This window comes from Sneathiella sp. D3-11, from assembly GCF_055809395.1.
The window spans coordinates 593663-617520 of record NZ_CM147911.1; the positions used below are offsets into that span (position 1 = coordinate 593663).

At 55.9% G+C, this 23858-nt stretch carries 19 protein-coding genes and 1 pseudogene; 3 read left to right on the forward strand and 17 right to left on the reverse strand.

Features of this window, described 5'->3' with window-relative positions:
• Positions 1 to 26 precede the first annotated feature (26 nt).
• From AC0L73_RS03060 to AC0L73_RS03110, 11 genes and pseudogenes are all read right to left on the reverse strand, one after another.
• Positions 27 to 761, reverse strand: coding sequence for a DUF2497 domain-containing protein (locus AC0L73_RS03060; RefSeq protein ID WP_473654829.1), 735 nt, complete (start codon positions 759 to 761; stop codon positions 27 to 29).
• A 106-nt stretch (positions 762 to 867) separates the two neighbouring features.
• The gene (locus tag AC0L73_RS03065; RefSeq protein ID WP_473654830.1) at positions 868 to 2229 is read right to left on the reverse strand and encodes a TolC family outer membrane protein; all 1362 of its coding nucleotides are present in this window, start codon (positions 2227 to 2229) and stop codon (positions 868 to 870) included.
• Between the two features lie 196 nt (positions 2230 to 2425).
• A complete protein-coding gene (locus AC0L73_RS03070; protein ID WP_473654831.1) occupies positions 2426 to 3082 on the reverse strand; it encodes a protein-L-isoaspartate O-methyltransferase family protein in 657 nt (218 codons plus the stop codon).
• 118 nt (positions 3083 to 3200) lie between these two features.
• Positions 3201 to 3947, reverse strand: a complete 747-nt coding sequence (locus AC0L73_RS03075; protein WP_473654832.1) for a proteasome-type protease — start codon at positions 3945 to 3947, stop codon at positions 3201 to 3203.
• A 32-nt stretch (positions 3948 to 3979) separates the two neighbouring features.
• Positions 3980 to 4780 carry a transglutaminase family protein gene (locus tag AC0L73_RS03080; protein WP_227950434.1) on the reverse strand — a complete coding sequence of 267 codons (801 nt, stop codon included), beginning with the start codon at positions 4778 to 4780 and terminating at the stop codon, positions 3980 to 3982.
• Between the two features lie 4 nt (positions 4781 to 4784).
• Positions 4785 to 5725: pseudogene (locus AC0L73_RS03085) on the reverse strand (alpha-E domain-containing protein).
• Positions 5726 to 5732: 7 nt separating this feature from the next.
• On the reverse strand, positions 5733 to 7160 hold the full coding sequence (locus AC0L73_RS03090; RefSeq protein ID WP_227950430.1) for a circularly permuted type 2 ATP-grasp protein: 1428 nt from the start codon (positions 7158 to 7160) through the stop codon (positions 5733 to 5735).
• Positions 7161 to 7245: 85 nt separating this feature from the next.
• Positions 7246 to 10221, reverse strand: coding sequence for an adenylate/guanylate cyclase domain-containing protein (locus AC0L73_RS03095; protein WP_473654833.1), 2976 nt, complete (start codon positions 10219 to 10221; stop codon positions 7246 to 7248).
• Positions 10218 to 11396: an ABC transporter substrate-binding protein gene (locus tag AC0L73_RS03100; RefSeq protein ID WP_227950426.1), complete on the reverse strand. Its 1179-nt coding sequence runs from the start codon at positions 11394 to 11396 to the stop codon at positions 10218 to 10220. Before AC0L73_RS03100 ends, AC0L73_RS03095 begins: the two co-directional genes overlap by 4 nt.
• A gap of 122 nt (positions 11397 to 11518) precedes the next feature.
• Positions 11519 to 13066, reverse strand: coding sequence for a hydantoinase/oxoprolinase family protein (locus AC0L73_RS03105; RefSeq protein ID WP_227950424.1), 1548 nt, complete (start codon positions 13064 to 13066; stop codon positions 11519 to 11521).
• 12 nt (positions 13067 to 13078) lie between these two features.
• Positions 13079 to 14212, reverse strand: coding sequence for a DUF917 domain-containing protein (locus tag AC0L73_RS03110; protein ID WP_473654834.1), 1134 nt, complete (start codon positions 14210 to 14212; stop codon positions 13079 to 13081).
• A gap of 171 nt (positions 14213 to 14383) precedes the next feature.
• On the opposite strand from AC0L73_RS03110, the gene AC0L73_RS03115 reads away from it, so the two are divergent.
• On the forward strand, positions 14384 to 15298 hold the full coding sequence (locus AC0L73_RS03115) for an AroM family protein (RefSeq protein WP_473654835.1): 915 nt from the start codon (positions 14384 to 14386) through the stop codon (positions 15296 to 15298).
• Positions 15299 to 15304: 6 nt separating this feature from the next.
• On the opposite strand, the gene AC0L73_RS03120 is transcribed toward AC0L73_RS03115, so the two are convergent.
• From AC0L73_RS03120 to AC0L73_RS03145, 6 genes are all read right to left on the reverse strand, one after another.
• On the reverse strand, positions 15305 to 16279 hold the full coding sequence (locus tag AC0L73_RS03120) for an ABC transporter ATP-binding protein (RefSeq protein ID WP_227950417.1): 975 nt from the start codon (positions 16277 to 16279) through the stop codon (positions 15305 to 15307).
• A complete protein-coding gene (locus AC0L73_RS03125; protein WP_473654836.1) occupies positions 16272 to 17282 on the reverse strand; it encodes an ABC transporter ATP-binding protein in 1011 nt (336 codons plus the stop codon). The genes AC0L73_RS03120 and AC0L73_RS03125 overlap by 8 nt, the downstream gene beginning before the upstream one ends.
• Positions 17282 to 18190 (reverse strand): nickel transporter permease, encoded by a 909-nt coding sequence (gene nikC, locus AC0L73_RS03130; protein WP_473654837.1) that lies wholly within the window; start codon positions 18188 to 18190, stop codon positions 17282 to 17284. Before nikC ends, AC0L73_RS03125 begins: the two co-directional genes overlap by 1 nt.
• Positions 18191 to 18201: 11 nt before the next feature.
• Complete coding sequence (locus AC0L73_RS03135; RefSeq protein WP_227950410.1) at positions 18202 to 19212, reverse strand: ABC transporter permease; 1011 nt, start codon at positions 19210 to 19212, stop codon at positions 18202 to 18204.
• 64 nt (positions 19213 to 19276) lie between these two features.
• Positions 19277 to 20884 (reverse strand): ABC transporter substrate-binding protein, encoded by a 1608-nt coding sequence (locus AC0L73_RS03140; RefSeq protein WP_227950408.1) that lies wholly within the window; start codon positions 20882 to 20884, stop codon positions 19277 to 19279.
• A 71-nt stretch (positions 20885 to 20955) separates the two neighbouring features.
• Positions 20956 to 21645 carry an AroM family protein gene (locus tag AC0L73_RS03145; protein ID WP_227950406.1) on the reverse strand — a complete coding sequence of 230 codons (690 nt, stop codon included), beginning with the start codon at positions 21643 to 21645 and terminating at the stop codon, positions 20956 to 20958.
• Positions 21646 to 21812: 167 nt separating this feature from the next.
• On the opposite strand from AC0L73_RS03145, the gene AC0L73_RS03150 reads away from it, so the two are divergent.
• A complete protein-coding gene (locus AC0L73_RS03150; protein WP_227950404.1) occupies positions 21813 to 22724 on the forward strand; it encodes an AroM family protein in 912 nt (303 codons plus the stop codon).
• Between the two features lie 97 nt (positions 22725 to 22821).
• On the forward strand, positions 22822 to 23760 hold the full coding sequence (locus AC0L73_RS03155) for a DUF1177 domain-containing protein (RefSeq protein WP_227950402.1): 939 nt from the start codon (positions 22822 to 22824) through the stop codon (positions 23758 to 23760).
• The last annotated feature ends 98 nt before the right edge of the window (positions 23761 to 23858 follow it).

Here is a 23858-nt window from a genome sequence, read left to right on the forward strand (position 1 = left end):
CGGCTCACATCCCGGGAGGAAGGACTTTATTCGTCGTCATCCGCCCGGTCCGCGAGCTTGCTCACTTCGCGCTCGACAATGCGCTGCACGATCTGAGGGAGGTTGTGATCGAGCCAGTCCTTCAATATCGGACGAAGCATATCTTTGACCATGTCTTCCAAAGTTGCATTCTTACCCATTTGCAATCCTCGTGATGAAGCAACAGCACCGGCCAGGCTGGCGAAGGCGGTCGTCGTTGCGGCGATGGTGGGGTCAGCCAACAGGCTGTTTGTTGTGATGGCGGGCGCTTCTTCCGCCACATCGTTATCAGGTTCAGCTTCTTCCTCAGCCTCAAATGCGACTTCGGGTTCCGCCTCTTCTTCAGCCTCAGCCTCTTCTTCGGCTTCAACTTCTGGCTCATCAAAAGCCTCAACATCAAGTTCGACTTCTTCTTCCTCGACTTCCTCGTCAAGGGTAAGGACGTCTTCTTCCTCAACCTCGTCCGTCAATTCCAAAAAATCGTCCTCAGCGTCAGCTTCGGCTTCGCCTTCTGGCTCAGGCTCAGGTTCGGGCTCAGCTTCGGCCATTGCTTCCGGTTCAGCTTCTGTCTCTGTGTCCGCAGCAGCATCAAGCTCGATGGCGTCGTCCGCTTCGTCAGCGCCAGCCTCGGCTGCGGCGCCCTCCTCCTGGCCCTCTTCGTCCCCATCTTCGGAGATGATACGCCGAATGGAGGCAAGAATCTCTTCCATCGTTGGTTCTTGTTCTGTCGTTGGATCGCTCATAGTCAATTCACCATTGAATCCGGGGGCCTAGTTCACGACGAGCATCCACCTCATCGTTGTTTATCGCTCATTCAGTCAACTATGGCCGGTTTAATTTAATTATTTCTTAATCCAATCCACCATCTGTACCGAACCACTTATTCCGAACCCTGTCGTAGTTCGATGTCGGATCATAGTAGTCAACATCAAGATTTAGATCACGGGCATTCAGCCTACCGATCGCGGAAAGGACCGTATAAATAGCCACATACTGGTCACGTCGCGCCGTCACAAGATCAACCTTACTCTGCAGGAGTTCCTGCTCCGCGTTCAACACATCCAGCGTGGTGCGGGAACCAACCTGGGCTTCCTGCTCAACACCTTCCAGCGCGATAGTATTGGCACGCACTGCCTCTTCGTTCGCACCGATCCGAGAGCGGGAGGTTTCCAGAAGCTCCCACGACTGAATAACAGATTCACGAACGAAACGAACCGTTTCTTCAATCTCCTGCATTCGCTGACTGTTTACCTGCCGGGCCTGACGGACCTGACTGTAAACCGAGCCGGACTGATAAAGCGGCACAGTCAAAACGGCACCGATCCGCGCTGTATCGTTATTTGTGTTGGCACCGGCAAGTTCACGACCTGTAGACAGGCTGCCATTCACGTCAACAGACGGGAGCAATTGTCCGGATGTTGCACGAATCGTATGACGGGAGCTTTCCTCGTTGAACCTTGCTACTTCTATATCGGGGTGGTTTTCAAGGGCGATCTCCAGCGCCGCCTCTTCTGACTCCGGGAAATCGGAAGGTACCAAAGGGTCTTCAAGGCTCTCCGGCGGGCGACCGACAATGCGTTCGAAATTGGCGCGAGTAGAGCGAAGATTACCCTCTGCCTGGATCAGGTTGGAAATGGAGTCCGCCAAGCGGGCTTCCGCCTGCGCGACATCGGTACGGGTGATTTCGCCGACCTGGAAACGATCATTCGCCGCCTCCAGCTGACGCCGCAGCACCACGGAGTTATTCCGGTTCAGTTCGACCAGCGCTTCATCGCGAAGCACGTTCATATAAGCTTCGACAGCGGACTGGAAAATACTCTGCTCGGTCGAGAGCAATCCGGCCCGCGCCGCATTAACGTCCGCTTCTGCTGATTTGGTCAATGCCGTCGTCTGCCCACCTGTGTAAACCGGCTGCGACACGATCAATGAGGCTTCCCGTGGATTGGTATCCTTATTTCCCCCAGCGCCCAATGTATTTGATGAGTTATGCTGCGCGGCAACTTCCCCGGTTGCGTAAACTTCCGGGCGCCAGCCGGACAAGGCCTGAGGCACATTCTCATCAACTCCGCGAACACTGGCCCGCGCAGCCATCAAGCTCGGGTTATTCTGATAAGTTGATGCCAATGCATCGCTCAGCGTCTCGGCATTTACCAAAGAAACTGGCATTGTAACCGCCAATACGGATGCAACGGTCAAAGCTACTTTTTTCATCAAACTCGCCTCTCGAACCCAAAATTAGGCCGCTAACAAATTAACCATAGCCGAATTTAGTCCCGATACCGGTTTCAATCAACAATTTTAAATAAATCGCCCTTATGAAACCCGGCACCTAAATCAATCGGCGCTGTGTCATACGTCCCGTTATTCCCGGTAAGCATGACGAAATTGTGACTGCCGCCCCCTGCGATCAGAACTCGAAGGACTCCGCGCTCATCAAATCTGGCAGGGCCGGAACCGACGCATCAAACGCCGCCCGCGGGAAAAACCTGTCTCCCTGACGACGGTAAATAGTTGCAACACCCGGGTTTGAGCCGAGCACACAGACCAGTCTGCCACCTTCGGCGAGTTGGTCCAGCAAGCTTTGCGGCGCACTTGAAATCGCGCCATTAATATGGATGACATTATAGGGCCCCTGCTTGGCGTTCCCATCGGCCAGCGACCCTTCAACAACAGCTACATTGTCGCATTCCAGTCGGCTCAGGGTTTCGCTAGCGGTTTCCACCAGTGCCGGATCACTTTCGATTGCGACCACAGCTTGCGCCAGAAACCCGAGAACGGCAGAGGAATATCCCGTGCCACACCCGATATCGAGCACGACATCCGTGGACTGAATATCGGCTTCCTGCAGGAGACGTCCAAAAACCCTCGGCTCAACAACAAATCGGCCCGGGGCAACTTCCAGATCTTCATCCAGATAGGCCACACCGCGCAATTCTTTCGGCACGAACTCCTCACGTGGGACCGTATCCATAGCCTCAGCCACCCGATCGTTCGTTACCCGGTTCGGCCGTAATTGACTGAGCACCATATGATGGCGCGCTTCAGCGAATTTTTCAGAGATCATGTTTTCCGATCACCCCCTAATGGAACTTTCCGTGGTTATACTTAATTACCGCCCTCTTACGCAAGCCATAAGGTAACCACGGCAGGCTTCTTCACATTATCCGGCGCGCCTTAAAATTTTATTGATCCGGTCCGGAAAATTCAAAATCGGGCAAGGAACGGAACGCTTCCCGCAAAGCATCGCCCCACCCGGTGGAAATCTGGTTGAAATACGGATCGTCCAGCGGGATACGCCGCTCCTTACCAATCTCGAAGCTATCATTCTCATAGACCTGAAGATCGAGCGGCAGACCCACCGAAAGATTGGCCTTGATAGTCGAATCAAAGGACACCAACATCAGCTTGACCGCCTCTTCAAAACTCATGTCCGGATCATAGGCCCGGACGAGGATCGGCCGACCGTATTTGGTTTCACCAACCTGGAAGAAAGGAGTCTCGGCGGAGGCCTCGATAAAGTTGCCTTCCGGGTAGATGAGAAACAGACGCGGCTCGCTCCCCTTGATCTGACCACCGAGAATAAGGGTTGCATTGAAAGCGGAATCCGCTTCCTGCCCTTCTATGGTAGCCCCATGAATTTCCCCGCGAATGGTTTCGCCGACCAGACGGGCGACCTGAAACATGGACGGCGCCTCCAATATTGACGGATTACGATTCTCCGGCGCCTTGGAGCGTTCGTCGAGCGTGCTGATGATGGCCTGTGTCGTCGCAAGATTGCCCGCGGTCATCATGGTAATAACGCGCTCTCCGGGGATGACCCAGCTATGCATTTTCTTGAAGACAGAAACATTATCGACACCCGCATTCGTGCGAGTGTCCGACATAAAAACGAGGCCCTTATTGAGCCTCAATCCAATACAATATGTCATTCTGGTTCTCTATTCCCTAACCCTGGAATCCCTTACTGTTGCACCTGTAAGGTTACGTCCATATGTTCACCGCCCGCGCCCATCCGCAAGCCTGAAATCGGCGCCGCGTCCTTGTAATCCAGCCCGGTCGCAACCCGAATATAGCGATCATCCGGCGAAATCCCGTTGGAGACATCAAACCCCACCCAGCCGAGATCGGGCAGATAGGCTTCAGCCCAAGCGTGGGTTGCGTCCTGCTCAATGCGATCATCCATCATCAGATAGCCGCTAACGTACCGGGCGGGAAATCCCATCTGCCGAACCGCCGTGACAAAGATATGTGCATGATCCTGGCACACGCCACTGGCGGAGGTCAGCGCTTCCTCGGCAGTGGTTTCAGAGTGGGTTTCGCCTGTCTGATAGGGCACCACCTCACCAATAAGGCGCGAGAGCGTATGCATCATGGTCACTTCGGTTTCATGATCCTTACCTAACCGCTTGATCAGATTCTGTATCTGGCTTCCCGGCTGTGTCAGAGGTGTTGATCGGAGGAAAAACCACAGCGGCGCAAAGCCATTATTCTGCCCGATGACACCATGCAGATTGGTCGTATCGACCTCCCCTTCACAGAGGATGGAAACCTCTTTTTCACCAGGGTTGATATTGACGAGCATGACATTGTTATTGAACTGATCATCAAATTCCAGTTCCTTCACGCCACCATTCACCGTCACATCCCAATAGACCACATTCTGGCCAACACCGGATTTCGGCAAAAGCCGGAGCTGCTGCAACGCATAATGCACAGGCTCCTCGAAATAGTATTTGGTAGAATGCGAAATTTTCAGAATCATATAGTCATCCGATAAAGCGATAATCCTGTTCAATCTGACTGCCCAGCGCCATGTTGTCCTGGATGAAAGCCGTGATAAATTCGTGCAATCCCTCATCAACGATGGAATTGATTGTGCTGCTTTTTAATCTGTCAAGTATAGGGGTCGCCATCTCGTGGCTTTGAAGCCGGAGGCCGTAATCATCGGCGAGATAGCCAAGATTATCAACTATTTTCGCATAGCAGAAGGTTAATGACCGAGGCAGCCGCCGGTCGAGAATGATAAATTCGGCAATGCTTATCGGGTTGATTTCCCGGGGTTGAGCCAACGGAAGGCCCGCTGCGCGGAGACAGAACGCAGGATCGATTCCCACTGCACATTATCAAGTGAGGAACCGATGAAGGAGGCAGAGGGCAGCAAGACGTAATATTTCACGTCAAGGATTCGCGCCGTATTGTCCGCCCGCTCCAGAAAGGTGCCGAGACGGGCAAAGTTGAAAATATCATTACGCAGCATCGTCCCATGCAGCGCGCCGCGCACGAGCGCACTTTGCTGACGGATCGTGGCCAGCACTTCCGGCAAGTCTCGCTGTGACACTGGTTGGGCGAGAAGGTCCTTCAGCGTGATCCAGCATTCATTCGTCGCTTCCCACACCTCGCGGGTGAGCGCCGTGCGGACCATCCGGGCATTGTTGCGGGCGCCTTCAATAACAGACCAGACGCTGGATGAATTACTTTTGTCACGGAGCAGAAAATCGATCACATTGCTGGCGGTAAACTGGTCATACTTGGCCCTGTAAGCGTCTGTCACCCCTGTGGCGGCAACCACGGATGACCATTCATTTTCCGCCGCCGTGGATCGCGTCAGGGCAATATGAAACCCCGCGTCAAGCATCCGGGCCGTATTCTCGCTGCGTTCGAGAAAGCGGAACATCCAGAACAGTCCCCCTGCGGTTTTGCCTAGCATTGCCCGATCACTCCTCCAACACCCATGTGTCTTTTGTACCGCCGCCCTGGCTTGAATTCACGACAAGCGACCCGGCCTTCAACGCCACACGTGTCAGGCCTCCGGGCGTGATATTTACACTGCGCGGGGACACAAGAACGAAGGGGCGCAGGTCCACATGCCTCGGCGCAAGACCTTTTTTGGTCAGGATCGGCACCGTGGAAAGGGCAAGAGTTGGCTGCGCAATATAATTTCCGGGCTTAGCTTTCAGTTTTCGGCGGAAAGCGGAAATTTCCCGCTTGCTCGCCGCCGGGCCGACCAGCATACCATAGCCACCGGAACCATGTACTTCCTTCACCACCAGCTCTTCCAGATTATCAAGGACGTAAGAGAGTGCCTCCGGCTCTGCGCAGCGCCATGTCGGCACATTCTTCAATATCGCGCTTTCGCCGGTGTAGAATTCAACAATCTCCGGAATATAGGAATAAATCGCCTTATCATCGGCAATGCCGGTGCCCGGCGCATTCGCAATCGTAATCCCGCCCGCCCGATAGACATCCATAATCCCGGCAACGCCTAGCTGTGATCCGGGATTGAAGTTCAATGGATCAAGATATTCGTCATCGACGCGCCGATAGAGCACATCGATCGGGTCAAAGCCCTGCGTCGTTCGCATGGCAACACGCCCGTCAATTACGCGCAGATCATGACCTTCCACCAGCTCTGCGCCCATCTGATCGGCCAGAAACGAATGTTCGAAATAGGCGGAGTTATGAATGCCGGGAGTCAGCACAGCAATAACCGGTTTGCCGTCACAGGCCGGCGGCGCGCAGTCGCCAAGGGAGCGGCGCAGGTTTTTCGGGTAATTGCTAACCGACCGGACTCGCACCTGCGAGAACAGCTCGGGAAACATATGCAGCATCGTTTCGCGGTTTTCCAGCATATAGGACACGCCGGAGGGGGTGCGCGCATTGTCCTCAAGGACGTAGAACTCATCCTCGCCCGTCCTGACAAGGTCGGTGCCGACGATATGCGTATAAACATTTCCTGGTGGCGAGACGCCAATCATCTGCGGAAGAAAAGCGTCATTATTGGCGATCAGCTCTTTCGGAATACGCCCTGCCCGGAGGATTTCCTGCCGGTGGTAGATATCATGGAGAAAGGCATTGATCGCCCGCACCCGCTGTTCTATGCCCCGCTCCAGCCGAGCCCATTCCCGCGCCGATATGACCCGGGGAATAACATCAAATGGGATCAGCCGTTCTGCGGCCTCTTCGCGTCCATAAACATTGAAGGTGATGCCGGTGCGGCGGAAGAATGTTTCTGCGTCGGTTGACTTTCGGCGGAGCCGTGCCGGGTCTTCACTCGACAGCCATTTCTGGTATTCTTCATAGGGATAGCGAACGTCGCCCGCCTCCCCATTCATTTCATCGAAAACAGTCTGGGTCTTCTCCATAAGAATAGAGTAGAGAATTTATGCTGCGGTGCAACTACAAAATGAAGGGACCTATGCTAATCTTCACAGAGAGGCAAAAGCTGTCCTAGTCATTCTCCTGATCAGGTGGCCCCTCCGGCCCGCCGGTTGAAATTTGAGTCAGAACCTTTTGAAGCAGCGCCTCCGTCTTACGCCGCACAGTCGGGGTCATATTCTTCAAATCGATATCCAAACGAATATTTTGCAGTTCTTCAGGAGTGGCTACCCCCTCTCCTGACGCTGTATCACTTTCTGCCATCGCGACATAGGTGTTGATCGGAAGATGGAACCCCTTGACCGTGATTTCCTTCCGCTTGCCGCAAACGACATCATCCTTCACATTGGCATAGGTTTCATGGGAAATGCGGATTTCGCCCGTCGCCGCGGTCGATTCCAGGCGGGAGGCAAGATTGACGCCGTTGCCTATGGCCGTGTAATCCATCCGTTCGCTGCTGCCGAAATTGCCGACCGTGCAATAGCCGGTGTTGATCCCCACCCGGCATTGTAATGGTTTCTCGATGCCCATTTCAGACCATAGCTCGTTCAACTCCTCCAACCTCTTTTTCATCGCCAGCGCCATCTTCACACAAGCGATGGCATCTTCCTTCACGCCCTTGCTTTCCGGATCACCGAAAAAGATAACGATGGCATCGCCGACAAATTTATCGATGGTCGCCCCGTAGTCGAGTGCAATCTCCGACATCTCGGTCAGATACTGATTGAGGATGCGGGTCAGGTCCTCCGCCTCCATCTGCTCTGTTATTTCTGTAAAACCGACAATATCGGAGAAAAATACCGTCAGCTTCTTACGCCGACTAGCAATATCCCCGCTATTGCGGCCCTCAAAGATAGAGGCATAGACCTGAGGCGAAAGATATTTCGCAAGCTGGTTGGAAAGCCGCTCCAGCGCCTGCGACTGCTCCGAGATTGCCTGCTCCTGCTGCTTGATCTGGGTGATATCGGAATAAACGGCAACGGTGCTGCCGTCCTCCGTCTTGCGTTCATTGATCAGGATCCAGCGATCATCGGCCCGCCGCTGCATATCTGTGTTGAGCCGCTTACGGTGATTTTGAAGGCGTTCACGCAGCCAGACCTCTTCATGGTCCCACGCATCCTTGATCAGCCCCTGCTTCGTCGCCTGTCTCATAATCTCCTCGAAACTCTTGCCAATTTCGCTCTCAATAATCTTTTTCGGGAAGAACAGATCGCGATAAACGCTGTTGCAAACGACCAACTTGTCATTGGCATCATATAGTGAAAAGCCTTCGGAGATATTCTCGATTGCGCTGATCAGGCGACGACGACCCTCCTCTATCTCACGGTGATTAGACTCCTGTATCTCGATGGCCGTATCACGGAACACGGCGAGGGCATTGGCCATGTCCCCCACCTCGTCGTTCCGGCCACGATAGGGAATATCAACGCCGGTATCCCCTTCCGCCAGACTGGTCATCGCATCGGTTATATTTTCAAGCGGACGAATAATGCGCGGGCGGATATAAAACAGCATGACAAGGAGTGCGGTTGCGAGACTGGCTAACGCCACAAGCACCAAAAGATAGCGACCGAGCTCAATCACTTCGGCGGAATGCCCTTCGGCCGTGACACCGCGATCGCGCGCGGCGGCGACCAGTTTTGCGACCTCCGCCTGCAGACTTTCTGCATGTTCACGGCTGGCGGCCAGGGCCGACACGGCCCGCGCGCTGCTTTCCAGCTCCGCCTGATGTATTTCAAACAGGTTATTCTCCCCTGTCCCGATATTCAGCAAGCTCAGGGTAATATTCCGAAGTTCCGTCTTTTCCCGTGCGGTCCCGAGATCGGCCAGCATATCCTTGATCCGCGCCTCCGACGCCTCGAACCGCTCGGCAAAGGGGCCGATATTAGCAACATCCGGCACATTCGACATTTCTCCAAGAATGCTCGCCACCAGATTTCCCTCCGCCCGGAGCGACAACAGGAGATGCAGTGTGTTTGCGCCATCAAGAATAAGATCGCCAAGCTCGCTGCCCGACTGTCGGGTTTCACTCTGTGATCTTGTTTCAAGATTCTTCACCACATCGACCAAAGCATTTGAATAGACCGTGTGAAAGCTCTCATGGGCGAGCCTGAGGAGGTTTCCCTTCTGAACGAGCCTCGGTGAAAGCGTCGGACTTTGCCCCGGTGGCGTCTGCCAGAGCTCCTTCTCTTTCAGGATGAAAACATTATCGAGGCCCCGCCCAAAATCGAGGATATTCTGCGCAAGATCAACAAAGGCGGGCTCTCCCGTTTCAGCTGCCCATAGCGCGACATTTTCCTCAATCTCTGCCTCAAGCGCGCTGTAGCGTATCTGAAGAGGTCCGAAGCTGTCGAGATCGGGCGCCAGAATGACCGCCGATAGTACCCCTTCCAGTTCGTCTAGTGTCTCCCCGAACTTCAGAAACTCGCCAACCTTCTGGGTCGATTTTTCAATCAAATCTGCGATATAGACATTGCTCTTGGCAGAGAGCCATTCCCCCTGCATGACAAAATCAAACACCGCATCATCGATTAAAGGTTCCATCCGAAGCAGGAAAGTCTGGTGCAGGCGGGTGAGCTGCTCGGCACCCTCCTGCCGCTCCTCCCGCTCCGTCAGCCGGGTTTCCACTTCGTTTTTAAGGGTGCCAAGACTGAGCACAAGTTCATGCTCAATTTCCTTAAGCTTCCGCCAATTCTCCGACTCTCCAAAAACATCGCGCGACCGGTCTGTCAGTTCGGAGAGCCGAAAGGCCCGCTGGTTGAGCGCCTCGACGGTCTTTTTGTGATCATCCAGCGCTGTATTTGCCATCAAGTCCGGGGCAGAGGCGGCAATCTCTGCGCTGATCTGCGCGAGTTGCAACGCTACCTCAATCTCGGGGATGCTGCCGCGCGTAATTTTCTCGGTCGATTGCGACACATGATCGAAGGAATACCAGGCGATGACCCCGGCAACAACGCTCATCGCCGCGAGAAAGCCGAGCGCGAGGACTAGCTTGCCATTGATCTTAAGGCCGCGCAGCTGATTGCTGTCTATACGTTGATCCGTCATTTTGTCATCCGATCAATGGCGCGGAAACTGCCATCACCGAGAATTTCGGTAAGAAACACTTTATCCAATCCCTGATTATCGCCGGGACCGAAGATCAGTTCGAACCCATCGATATCGAAACGGCGGATTGATTTGACGGCGGCGAGAAATTTCTCCCGCGTCGGCTCCGGCCCGAGTTCCTCCAATACTGCCATCACAAACCGCCCGACCAGATATCCTTCCAACGAGACAAAACCGGGATCGAGTGCCGGATTATAGGCCGTCAGCGCCTTGCGATAGGCATCGACGACGGGAATAGTCCTGTCGTCAGGAAAAGGCACAACTTGTGTGACAAAAACGCCCCGGCCATCGCCATCAAGTTCCGCTGAGAGCGCTTTCGATCCAACAAAAGAGATATTCATGAAAATCACATTGAGGCCGAGATCACGCGCCAACCGGATAAAGGCCGCACTCGCCTTATAGGCGCCGATCATGGCAATGGCCTCCGGCTCACTGTCGCGGATCGAGAGTAGCGCCCGTTTCACCGCCGTGGTGTTGCGCATATAGCGCCCCTCCCCAACGATATCGAGACCCCGGCGCGCCAGCGCGTCCCGCACACCGGCGAGGCCCGCGCGGCCAAAGCTGTCATCCTGATAGAAGACCGCCACGCGTTTGATACCCAGATCCTCTGTCAGATGCTGGATCCATGCTTCCGTCTCCTGCTCGTAGGAAGCACGGAGATTGACCACATTAGACTGATCGGAATCCCGCAGGAATTTCGCGCCTGTGAACGGACCAATCAAGGGAACGTTCGCCGCCGCCGTAATCGGGGCAATGGCCTTGCTGGTGGGTGTTCCGACGCAGCCGACCAGCGCGAAAACCTTGTCATGACTGATCAGCCGATTGACATTCTCGATAGCCAAGGCGGGCTTGTATCCATCGTCATAGGAAAGCAGGCGGATCTTACGACCATGAATGCCCCCGTCACGATTTGCCTCCTCAAATGCGGCGAGGATGCCATCGCGCATCCCCTCTCCCAGTGCCGCTGATTGGCCCTCAAACGCAGCGCTCTGGCCAAACAGGATTTCGCCATTATGGATCCCCTCCGCAGCGCTAGCGGGCAGCAACGGTTGCAGTAATAAAAGAAGAACCAGGGAAAGGCGAAGGGTTGGAACTATACGAAGGAAGTTTGTCACCGGCACCAGATTTCCCCAGCGGGGTGCGCCCCCGACAGCACAAATTGAGTTTACAGGGCAAGGCCCCAACTTTGGCGGGCTATGCTACTCAATTCATGCGTCGAATAGAAGAAATTTCTGATTTATGTCTCTGCGAGCGCAGCAATATCCCCGATCACCCTCACCCGTGCGCGGATGGCATGGCCGGGAAGATAGGCGATGGGCAGGTCTTCCATCTCGATGGTTTTCAGCGTATCCGCTGCCGCGCCGGAGCTGATCGCCTTCTCCTCGGCGATCTTCAGGGCTTCCGCCAACGCCTCATCGCGGCTGAGCCCCTGAAACACTTGGTCCGCCTCGCCGCTGATCTGGGCGATGGCCGCCCCGACCGCATTGGCAACGGAGTAATTCTCGACATGATGCACCCGCGAAATACCCGGGATTTCGGTCGGGATCAGCGGTGCACCACCCCCTACCGCAATCAGCGGCACTTCCGTCGCCTCGGTCTTTATCCGGTCCACATTGCTGGCGATCCGCTCATGCACGATGGCGAGGATATCATCCACATAGCCGGCCTCGAGATCGGCAATTCTGGACGCGTCCCCGGCCTCCATCAACCCTTTGGAGACCGCCGCATCAGTGAGCGTCATCTGCGCGCCGCCAAAGACCCGCGCATCCTTCGTCAGGCGGAAGCCGACGCTGTCCGGGCCGACATCAAGCGGATCGTCATGCACCCGCGTGCCGCCACCGATGCCGATGGAGATCAGGTCCGGCATCCGGAACAGGGTGCGGACCCCGCCGACGGTAACCGTGCTGTTGGCCTCCCGCGGGAAGCCGTTGACGAGGGAGCCGATATCCGTCGTTGTGCCGCCGACATCGCAGACGATGGCATTCTCGATTTTTGAGAGGAACGCTGCGCCGCGCATGCTGTTGGTCGCGCCCGACGCAAAGCAGTAGACCGGGAATTTCCGCGTCATTTCCGCGTTCGTCACCGTCCCGTCATTGAGCGCAATATAAAGCGGCGCAGTGATGCCAAGCTGCTCAAGCGCGTCCTGAAAGGCGCTGGTCGCCTCCTCCGCAAGATCCAGCAGTGCGGCATTGAGAAGCGTTGCATTTTCCCGTTCCAGCAGGCCAAGCCGACCAAGGCTGTGCGAGCAGGTCACCCGCACGCTGGGGCATTCAGCCTCAATAATTTCTCTTGCCCGTTCCTCGAACTCGGCATTGAGCGGCGAGAAAACCGCGCTGATCGCCACAGAAGTGATCCCCGCCTCCCGGATTTCACGGCCAACGCGCGCGAGTTCCTCCTCATCCAGCGGGACAATCTCCCGCCCGTCATATTCATGCCCGCCGCGCACCATGTAATAGCCACCGTTGGCGATCGCCGCCACATCCTCTGGCCAGTCGACAAAGGGCGGCAGGCTCGCCGACGCCGGCAAGGAAATCCGCACCGCAGCCACCTTGTTCAGTCGGCGCCGCTCGACCACGGCGTTCAAGAAATGCGTTGTCCCGACCGTCACCGAGCTCGCGTTCTTCGCCTCCGGCCCGACCAGCGAGATCAGGTCTTCCAGCGCCGTGGCGACACCCCCGGTCACGTCGCGTGTGGTCGGGGTCTTGACCGCGCCAACCACCTTGTCCTGATCGACCAGAACCGCGTCCGTATTGGTCCCACCAACATCAATGCCAATGCGTTGCATGAAATTAATTCCTTAAAATACTGATTTATAATCGAAATCGAACCCAAAGGCGCGCGGCCCAACAAGCTCAAGCCCACGCGGGGTCAGGAAGATATCCGGCGCGGGCAGCGCCAGAACCGTTACCCGCTGACCATAGCGAATGGTCTCTGTCGCGATCCCGTCCCCATTGACGCTGTCGACCACACAGATCAGGTCTGGCGTCATCACCACGGGCTCACCATTCTGCGATCCGACGGAAAATTCATTCTGGAAATCGAGGGTGAACTGCATGCCCTGATCCTCATCCATGCCTTCCAGCTCGGCCCGACCGCGCAGGAAGCCTTCCGTCGCGCGTCGCTCGATATCCGTAATCTTGCCCTTGAACAGCTTGAGCCCGGCGCAATTCTCGACGATCGCCGCCACTGGATCCGTATGATTTTTACGCGCCTCGAACACGGCGCGGCCGAGACTGATTGCCTTTGTTGTCGTGCGCAGCACGCCGAATTTCTTGACCTCGGCGCCGGAGCGCGGAGCCTTGCAGGTAGAGGCGGTAGATCCCATCTCGGTGCAGATCTTGCGACTGATCCGTTCCATCCATTTCCAGCTATCGGCCTTCTTGATCAGGATTTCATTGTCGCGCACATCGGCCATCGCCAGCGGGAAGCATTGCAATCCGGCGGCGGAGAAGCTGGTCATCTGGGCTTCCGGATAGGCCCGCCCCATGCTGTCTGCATCGATAGTCGGCAGGCCGGAAATGGCCGAGACCATGAGCGGCATGACGCCATTACCGCCGCCGATCTCCACCGGCATCACAGCGTCGAACTTGCGTCCGAGATAGTCTTCGAGAATGCGCAACGGCTTCAGGGAGTTTTCCGGATCGGCCAAGCGTTCCATGCCGACAACCGGCGCACCCTGTGTGGAAAGAACGGCGACCAGCGCGTCATCGGGCAAGGTCATCGGGTCTTTCAGGACAACTTTATGCCCCTGCTTGTACAGTTCCCGCACGTTCAGGAGGTTGAGGTAGGGCGAACCACCGCCGCCGGTCCCGAGGATCCAAGCGCCCAGCGCAAGCGCCTCGACTTCCTCGGCGGTGATATAGCGTTCTCCCGGCCCGAGCGGGCGTTCTTCGTCTTGCGCCCTGACGGCGGCACCTAACTGTTCAGCCATTTTCTTCTCACATGTTTCTTTCTGCATTGAGTGTTCAGCCTATCGCGAAGAAAACGTCGCTAAAATACGTACCGATACCTAGACTTGCCCACTCTCTTTAGGCTGGCGCAGGTCGATCAGCGCGATATAGTATGGCGGAAACGGTTGCGCCGCGCGAAAGAGGAAACCTGTTTGCAACGACTGACTTTTATTACGGCTGGGCAATCACCCCGGCAGGACATGATCGACGAAATCCTCGCCCATCTGCCCGAAGATGTCGAGATTGTCGAGCGGGGCGCGCTTGACGATCTTAGTCCCCCAGAAATCATGGAGTTGGAACCACGACCCGACGAAGCTGGAATTGCCACCACGCTCAGGGACGGGTCCATCGTCGCCATCTCCGAAAGCTGGCTGCGGCAGAAAATACTAGAGATGTGTGAAGGGCGCGGCAAGACGGTCAATGATCTCACCGTGATTGCCTCCACCGGAGTATTCGATCTTGGCACCACCAATCCGTATGTTATCCATGCACAGAACGCCCTCGATAAATTCACGGAATCGATCCTGATCGCAGGGCAGAAGGTCGGCCAGATACGCCCATTGAAAGGTCAACTCACCCGGGGCAAGGAAATCCGGGATTCCCGCGTCAAATCGGTCTACGCCCCCGCCTATAATCAGGACGCCCTGCTCCACGCGGCGAAGGAACTTCAGGATCAGGACATGATTGTCCTCAACTCCATGGGGTATGACCAGCAAGTGATTGATCTCGTCCGGGACGCCTCTGGCCGGCCCGTGGTGCAAATGAGGCGGATCATTGCTGGCACCGTCGCCAAGATGATCAAGCAAAGCCGCAATACCGCAAGCGGGGCAGACCTTCTGGAGGGAAGCGCACTCAGCCTGCGCCTTGAAAAACTGACCAAGCGGGAGCATGAAGTGTTCGAGTTACTGATCAAGGGGCTCGCCAATAAGGAGATCGCGGCAGAACTCGGCATCAGCCCCCGCACGGTCGAAATCCATCGCGCCCGCATGCTCGCAAAAATGGGGGTATCCACGGGCGGCGAGTTGATGCGACTGATCGTCCGAAATATCTCGAACGCGCGGATTTAGGGAAGCTCAGGCCGTCTGGCGTTGTAAGTCCGGATCATACAGAACGCAGCGCACTTCTCGCCCGTTCTCCACGGTGAAATTCGGGACCGGTGCGACATCGCAGACCCCGGCTATCGCCTTTTCGCAGCGGTTGTTGAAAAAGCACCCTTTCGGCAGGTCGAGCGGGCTCGGGATATCGCCCACCAACGGCTTGCCCCGCCGGGGCTGGCCCGGTTCGGGCAGCGGCACCGCCTCCAGCAGGGCCTTTGTATAGGGATGCTTGGGGTTGTTGAAGATTTCCTCCGTCTCCCCCTGCTCGACGATCTGGCCCAAATACATCACCGCGATACGGTTGCAGACATAACGGATCACCGCGAGGTTATGGGAGATGAACAGATATGTGAGATCGAGTTCCTTCTGGATCGACTTCAGGAATTCGAGGATTTGCGCCTGCACCGACACGTCAAGCGCCGACGTCGGCTCGTCCAGCACCAGAAGCTCCGGGTTGAGCGCAATAGCGCGGGCGATGCAGACGCGCTGTTTCTGACCGCCGGAAAGCTCATGCGGATAGCGATAAAGGAACTGCTTTTGCAGGCCGACAATCTCCAAGAGCGAGCCGACTTTCTCCCGCAGAGGCGCACCGCGAAGTTTGGTATGCAGGATCAATGGCTCCGCGACCGAGCGCATGATCGTCATGCGCGGGTTGAGCGCCGAATGAGGATCCTGAAACACCATCTGCGCCCGTCGGCGAAGGATTTTCTCATCCGCCGCTTTCAGATGCGTGATATCCTGCCCGTCGAGGATAACATTGCCACCAGACGATTTGTTGAGATGCAGGATCGTCCGCCCCACAGTGGACTTGCCAGACCCGGATTCGCCCACCAAGCCCAGCGCATCGCCCTTCTCAATATGAAGGTTGACGTGGTTTACTGCCGTCAAAAGGGCCTTCTTGCCACCGGATTTAACCGGGAAATTTACCGTAAGATCGCGGGTTTCAAGCATCCTCAAATCCTTCCTCATAGAGGTGGCAGAGCACAGTCCTGTCATGCGCCGCGTTGTTCCGGTCCGGGGGTGGCGTACCGCAGATATCCATCGCCTTTGTGCAGCGTTCCTGAAACCGGCAGCCCGCCGGCGGGGTCAGAAGGTTGGGTAGGAAGCCCGGAATGCCGTAGAGTTCCTCCGGTGGTTTGCCCGGATGCGGAATGGATTTCAAAAGTCCTTCCGTATAAGGATGCTTGGGTCGCCCGAACACCTCCTCAATCGTGCCGTATTCGACCACCTGCCCCGCATACATCACCGCGACATTATCGCAGACTTTCGCGACCACACCGAGATCATGAGTAATGATGACGACAGAAAGGCCCATATCTTCCACCAGCTCGGCGATGAGATCGAGGATTTGCGCCTGGATCGTCACATCGAGCGCGGTCGTCGGCTCATCCGCGATCAGCAATTTTGGCGAGCCCGAGAGCGCCATTGCGATCAAAACCCGTTGCCGCATTCCGCCCGACAGCTCATGCGGATAGCGGTCGATCTGGCTTTCCGGATTCGGCAGATGGACTTTTCGCAGCATCTTGATGGCATGGGCCCGGGCTTCCTTTTTGTTCTTACGGGCGTGCCTGTCGAGCGCCTTCTGATGGGCAAGGATGACATCAATCATCTGCGTGCCGATGGTGAACACCGGGTTGAGATAGGTCATCGGATCCTGAAAGATCATCGCAATCTCGATCCCGCGGATTTTCTGCATCTCGGCCGGCGTGACCTTCAGCATATCCAAGCCGTTATAGAGTATCTCGCCAGAGATCACTTCGGCGGGCGGCGATGGCAACAGGCCGAGCACATTGCGCACCGTCACCGATTTGCCGCAGCCCGTCTCCCCCACGATGCCGAGAGACTGGCCCTTCCCGACCGCGAGATTAACCCCGTCCAGCGCATGATAAACGCCGTCAAACGTATTGAAATTCAAGCGATAATCGCGAATCTCCAAAACCGGAAGTTCCGTCATTATTCTCTCCCCTTTGGATCAAGGATATCGCGCAGGCCATCGCCCAGCAGGTTAAAGCCAAGCACCGTCAGAAAAATCGCAAGGCCCGGGAAGAAAGAATACCACCACCAATCTGGCAGATAGTTCCGCCCGACGCTGATCATCGCCCCCCATTCGGGAAATGGTGGCTGTGCGCCAAGGCCAAGAAAACCAAGGCTGGCCGCATAAAGAATGGCCATACCCATATCCATGCTGACCTTCACGATAATCGGCGACAGGCAGTTGGGCAGGATATGCACAAAGACAATCCGCATCTTGCTCGCCCCCATGGAGCGAGCAGCATCCACATAGATCGCGCTTTTTAACGAGAGTGTTTTCGCCTGCACCAACCGGACATAGCCCGGCCACCAGACCAGCGAGATGGCGAGCATGGCATTTCCGATCCCCGGCCCCAGCACGCCGACAATCGCAATGGCGAGGATCAGCCCGGGGATAGAGAGAAAAATATCGGTGATGCGCATGATACTTTCTTCGACCCAACCGCCGACATACCCCGCGATAATCCCAAGCGGTACGCCGATCAACATCGAAATGCCGGTAATGATCAGCCCGATTTGGAGCGAGACGCGAGCGCCGATGACGACGCGGGTGAAGACGTCATTGCCGACCTCATCGGTGCCGAACCAGTGTTTTTCGCTCGGCGGCTGTAGCTTTTGTTCGATATGCGTCGCGCCGAGGGCGTCCTCCGGATAGGGCACAATGGAGGGACCAAAAATCACCAGGAACATAAACCCGACAATAATGAACAGGCCGATCATTGCCGCACCGTTATTGCGGAACGTTCGTGCATAGAGTCGCATCGTGCGAATGGAACTGGCGTGCCGTTCTCGGAACGTCGGCTCGACGGGGTTTTCTAGAATATCTGTCATCTGCCCTGCCCCTATGCCCTGCCGCGTACGCGAGGGTCGAGTACACCGTAAATAATATCAATGAGAAAATTGGTCAGCATGAACCAGGCCCCAAGGATCAGCGTTACAGCCATCACCGGCTCAAAATCTGAGGCGGTGACCGCCTGCAGCGCATAAAGCCCGACGCCGGGCCAATCAAAAACGCTTTCGATCAGGACCGTGCCGCCCAGCATCCAACCGAAACGCAAGCCGATAATCGCTAACGTCGGCAGCATCGCGTTTTTAAGCGCATAGACCGCGATCATGCGAAACTTCGAGATTCCTTGCGCGCGGGCGTTGGTCACATAATCGAGACTAAGTGTCTCTATCATCTCCGCGCGGTTGACCCGGACGATGGAGGCCAGCGCCGGAAAGCTCAAGGCAACCGCAGGCAACACAAGATAGTTCAGCGCCTCGAAGAAAACACCGAAGCGAAGCGTCAGCAGCGCGTCGATCGTATACATGCCGGTGATCGTCGTCGGCGGATCGGTCATCAGGTCCAGACGTCCCCCTAGAGGAAACCATCCGAGCTTAAGGCCGAAATATAATTGCAGCATCAGACCAAGCCAGAACATCGGCAACCCGACACCGGAGGAGGAAATAATACGAACAAGATTATCCACCCAGCCGTTCTGCTTGACAGCGGAGATGACACCCATGGGAATGCCAAGAACGATCGCGAACAGGATCGAATAGATCACCAGTTCCAGCGTCGCCGGGAAGTAAACCATCAAGTCCTGTGCCACCGGCCGCGTGGTATAGACGGAGCGGCCGAGGTTCCCCTCGAAAATGCCCCCAACATAGATAAAGAACTGTTCCACCAGCGGCTTGTCGAAGCCGTATTCTTCCCGGACCTGGTCGATCATCTCCTGCGTGGCATCCGGTCCAGCCGCAAGGGCAGCGGGATCACCGGGCGCTATATGGGAGATGGAGAAGGTGATCACCAGCAATCCCAACAGCATGCCCAGCATCAGGATACTGCGCTTGCCAATCATCTGCAGCATAACATCTCCTATGGATTGAAGGGTTCTGCCGGATCAGTATAGACCCGGCAGAACAGTTTCGACGTTATTTTCCGATACCGAGGCCGTAATAATCAACCTCAGACGTCATCCGGACCGGAGTATAGGAGAAACCCGTCACATAATCGCGGTAGGCGATGAGACGCTTACGCATCATGCCGAAGATTTCCGGCTGATCCTCAACGATCATTTTCTGGATTTCCGCATACATCGGGGCGCGTTCTTCCCAATCAGTGGTGTAGCGGGCCTTCTCGATCAGTTCCGTAACCTTCGGATTGTCGTAGAAATGCGAGCCATAGTATTTACCCCAAGATTCGGGGTGATACTGATAGGCCACTGCATCCGGGTCGGTAGAAACCGGCGTTGCAAAAATCGCCATCATGTCTGCCGATGTTTCCGGCTTCGATCCACGGGCAACCAGGTTCGGCCAGGTCAGCGGCACCATTTTCACGGTGATATTGAGCGGCTTCAGATTATCGATCAGCACGAGACCCATCAAACGCTCAATCTCGAGACCCTGAACATAGACGTATTCAAGTTCAATTCCGCCTTCAGGCCACTGGGATTTCGCCAGATATTCCTTGGCTTTTTCCATGTCATGGCGCGCAATGCCCGGCACCTCGATCTTGCCCTTGATATCATCGGTAAAGGGGCTCGTCTGCAGAACCGCCTTGCCGTTGAAGATAGCAATCAACGCATCATAATCGAAGGCATAGGCCACCGCTTTGCGCAGGTTTTTGTCGGACATATATTTGCCCTTGGTGTTGAACTTCAGGCCAAACGCAGTCAAAGCCGGTTCGGTCGAGGTTTTGATGCCCTTGGCTTTGGCCACCTGATCAAATTCATCAGGAGAAAGGTCAAGCACGATATCCGCTTTGCCGGTCATCAGGGCCGCGCGCTGGGCGGAAGTTTCCCGCATCAGCTTGTAAACGATCCCCTCGATATTGGAGCCGCCATCGCCTTTCCAGTAATCCTTGACCCGTTCCACCTCATAGAGCGTGCCCTGATCGAAGCGTTTCAGCTTGTAGGGGCCGCTTCCGGCTTCATTTTCGGTCATCCATTTCTGGCCATAGTCATCATCCTCAACATGAGCATTCACAACCGCCGGGTCCATGATGTACCACCAAGGCAGGAAGGACAGAAACGCCGCATAAGGCTTTTCAAGATTGAATTTTACAGTGTAGTCGTCAACCACCTCAATCCCTTCGGGCTTCAGGAAGTCGGACAGCATCCAGGCAGGACCCTTGTTAAGTTCCAGCGTCCGGGTGAAGCTGTATTTGATCGCTTCCGCGTTAACCGGATTACCGCTATGGAACTTGGCATCTTTGACCAGATTGAAGGTCCATGTCTTGCCATCTTCACTGGATTCCCAGCTCTCGGCGAGCCAGGGCTTCACCGTCGGCGGGGTGTCTTCATATTTTACCAGCGCATCATAAAGTGCCTGTTGCAGGCTGCGAATGGACGCGTTGTATTTAATGCTCGGGTCCAAGGTGGACACCGGCTGCCGACCGGCAATAACGAGAATCTTGCCCCCGTCCACGCGCTCAAAGGCAGTCGCCGGTTCCATCGCCGCGCCCAGGCTGGCAACGGCCAGTCCCGCAACGGCGCAGGCTTTCACCAGCCGGCCAAAACTACGTCTGCTTAAGTCTTTCATTCTTTCTTCCTCCAGGTTGAATTCTTGCACAGTATTCCCGTTATTATTATGGATCACGCGGGCGACGGCGTTCAGGCCGCAGCATCCTTCGATAGCGCCCGTTCGATATGCTTCATGAAAATCTGCCGAACGGTCAGCGTTGGCACGGCGGCGGCCTTTTCAACCTTCGCGGCCATCTCGCTATCAAAGCCCATGCAGTTCATGATAATGACGTCGGTGTCGTTAAGCGCCTCGCCCACCGTCTCGAATTCACCGCCGCCATAGGGCGATACATGAGCGAAACGCGCCTCTTCAGGCTTGTCGAACAGGGACTCATTTTTCTCCATCTGCTCAGCCAGCGGGGAGATCATGCCGATCACGTCACCGCGCGCGCGGCTTTCGGCAATTTCGGTATTCAGTGTATCATAAGGTGAAAAGACGGGTAGCTTATGGCTCGCCTCAGTCAGCTTGCCCGAACACAGCATCAGGATTGCATCGAACTCATCCGCATCAATACGAGCGAACAGATCGGCAAGCCGAGCCTCAATCGCAGCGTGGGAGCAGACAACCTCCTCCCCATCGACCATACGACTTACCAGCCGTTCCTCCCCGTCCTTCGGGGCGAGCGCGGCCACTTCTTCCCGGGTCATGCCGTCAAGGGCGCCAAACTCGGTAATATCGTAAGTATCTTCGAAGCCGCGCATCATGTCCGGGGTAATATCAACCCGGGGCGCCTGTCCGATGGTTACCAGTGCCAGCCTTTTGCCTCGTATCTGTTCCATGCGTATTGACTCGCCCCCTGATTTTTCTGAAAATCGCTTTATCCAGTGTGAGAAGTTTGAACCTTGTGACAGTTTCGTTAAATACGTAAAAGCCCTTACACATGTTGGACGCCATGAATTCCGCGCGCCGGGGCGTATATAACAATGTTTTCCATGAAGGGTTAAAGATGGCACGGCTGCCGAGAATTGCTTTTGTCACCATCGGTCAGGCGCCGCGTCCGGACATCGTGCCACAGCTCATTCGGCAACTCGACACCCAGATCATTGTCGAGGAGTTCGGCGCCCTTGACGGGATCGACCCGGCCGAGTTTGACGGCCTTCCTCAGGCGCCCAACCAGATAACGCTGCATACGCGCTTCGCCAACGGGGAATACAAGATCGTCTCTGCGGATATTGTGGAGCGGCGGATTGCGGCACTCTGCGAGCGGCTGGACAAGGAAAATTACGATTTCATCGTTGTCGTCAGTACGGGCCTGCGCAATGAAATCACGACCAAGACCCCCTTGCTCAACGCGCAAACCATTGTAGAATCCTGGGTTCAATCCCTCACCATGGTGGGCTGCCGCGTCGGCATCATCTATTCCGTCGATCTGCAGGGAACCGAGAATATCTTCACCCATGGTTCAGCGATCCGCCAGTCGGTCAGCTATACCCTGCCCGGCCCGAGCGGGAATATCGACGACATAACGCGTAACCTCAAGAACTGCGACTTCATCGTCATGTACAGTATGGCCTATTCAGGGGAGATGGCCCGGAAAGTCAGCGCCCAGAGCGGAAAACCCGTTGCCACCGCACGCAATATCCTCAGTAGTTCCCTGCGGATGCAGCTCAACTCCATGACCGATACCCGTCCGCGCGAGAAGAAGAATCTCGCCGTGCGGATGGCGCAAGCCTATCCGCAGCTGACCCGCCGTGAACTTGAAGTTGCGGAGAATGTGGTCGCTGGCCTCTCCAACAAGGAAATCGCCCGCACCCTCGATATCAGCCATCGGACCGTGGAAATCCACCGCAGCCGGGTGATGAAAAAGCTCGGCGTTACCACAGTCTCAGGCCTCATCCGTCAGGTGCTGATGCTCTAGTCAACATTTCGCAGGTACGTAGTCACCCTCATATTCAACCTTCGCGCACGCGGTTTAAATTTCAGGCTGGGATTTAGTAACAAAAAGAATATGAGACATGCTGAAACAAATCATTGATATTTTTGAACTTCTGGATGCACCATCGGCCAGTGGTGCTGTGGTGCGGGACTATCTCATAGAAACCGGGAAGGTCGAGTGCGAGATCAAGCGCGCCACTTCCGACAAGGGGGCGACGGACTTCATCCGCATTACTATCCCCGGCACAAACGGACGCGCAGGCGGCGGAGATGCCCCGACATTCGGCATTATCGGTCGACTCGGCGGCATCGGCGCCCGCCCGGAACGGATCGGCTTTGTCTCTGACGGCGATGGTGCCCTCGCGGTGCTGGCAGCGGCAGCGAAACTTGGCAAGATGGCGGCGCAGGGCGATCGGGTGGCGGGCGATGTTATTATCACCACCCATATCTGCCCCAACGCCCCAACCCGACCGCACAAGCCGGTGCCATTTATGGATTCGCCCATCCCGATGGAAATCAAGAACGAGTGGGAAGTCTCCAAGGAGATGGACGCGATCCTCTCCGTTGATACGACCAAGGGCAACAAGATCCTCAATCACCGCGGCTTTGCAATCTCCCCGACCGTGAAGTCGGGCTATATCCTGAAGACCAGCGACGACCTGCTTGATCTCATGGCGCAGGTGACGGGCAAGATGCCGCATGTATTTGCACTCACCCAGCAGGACATCACCCCCTATGGGAACGGCCTCTATCACCTGAACAGCATTCTGCAGCCCTCCACCGCGACGGAAGCCCCGGTTGTTGGTGTCGCCATCACGACGGAAGTGCCGGTAGCAGGCTGTGCAACGGGTGCGACCCATCTCACCGATGTCGAGGCTGCGGCGCGCTTCACGCTGGAGGTTGCGAAAAGCTTCACCGAGGGCACGTGCGCCTTCTTCGACCAGGATGAATTCGCCGAAATCACAAAGCTTTATGGCCCGATGGATCATTTCCAAGGGAATGGAAAAGGTACCTCCTGAACCCCTGTTCCGCTGCAGCCAGCCGCGCCGATTGTTGCGCTTGACACTCCCTTGCCGAAAGCCTTACAACGCCAAGGCTTTCGAGCAACACACCACAT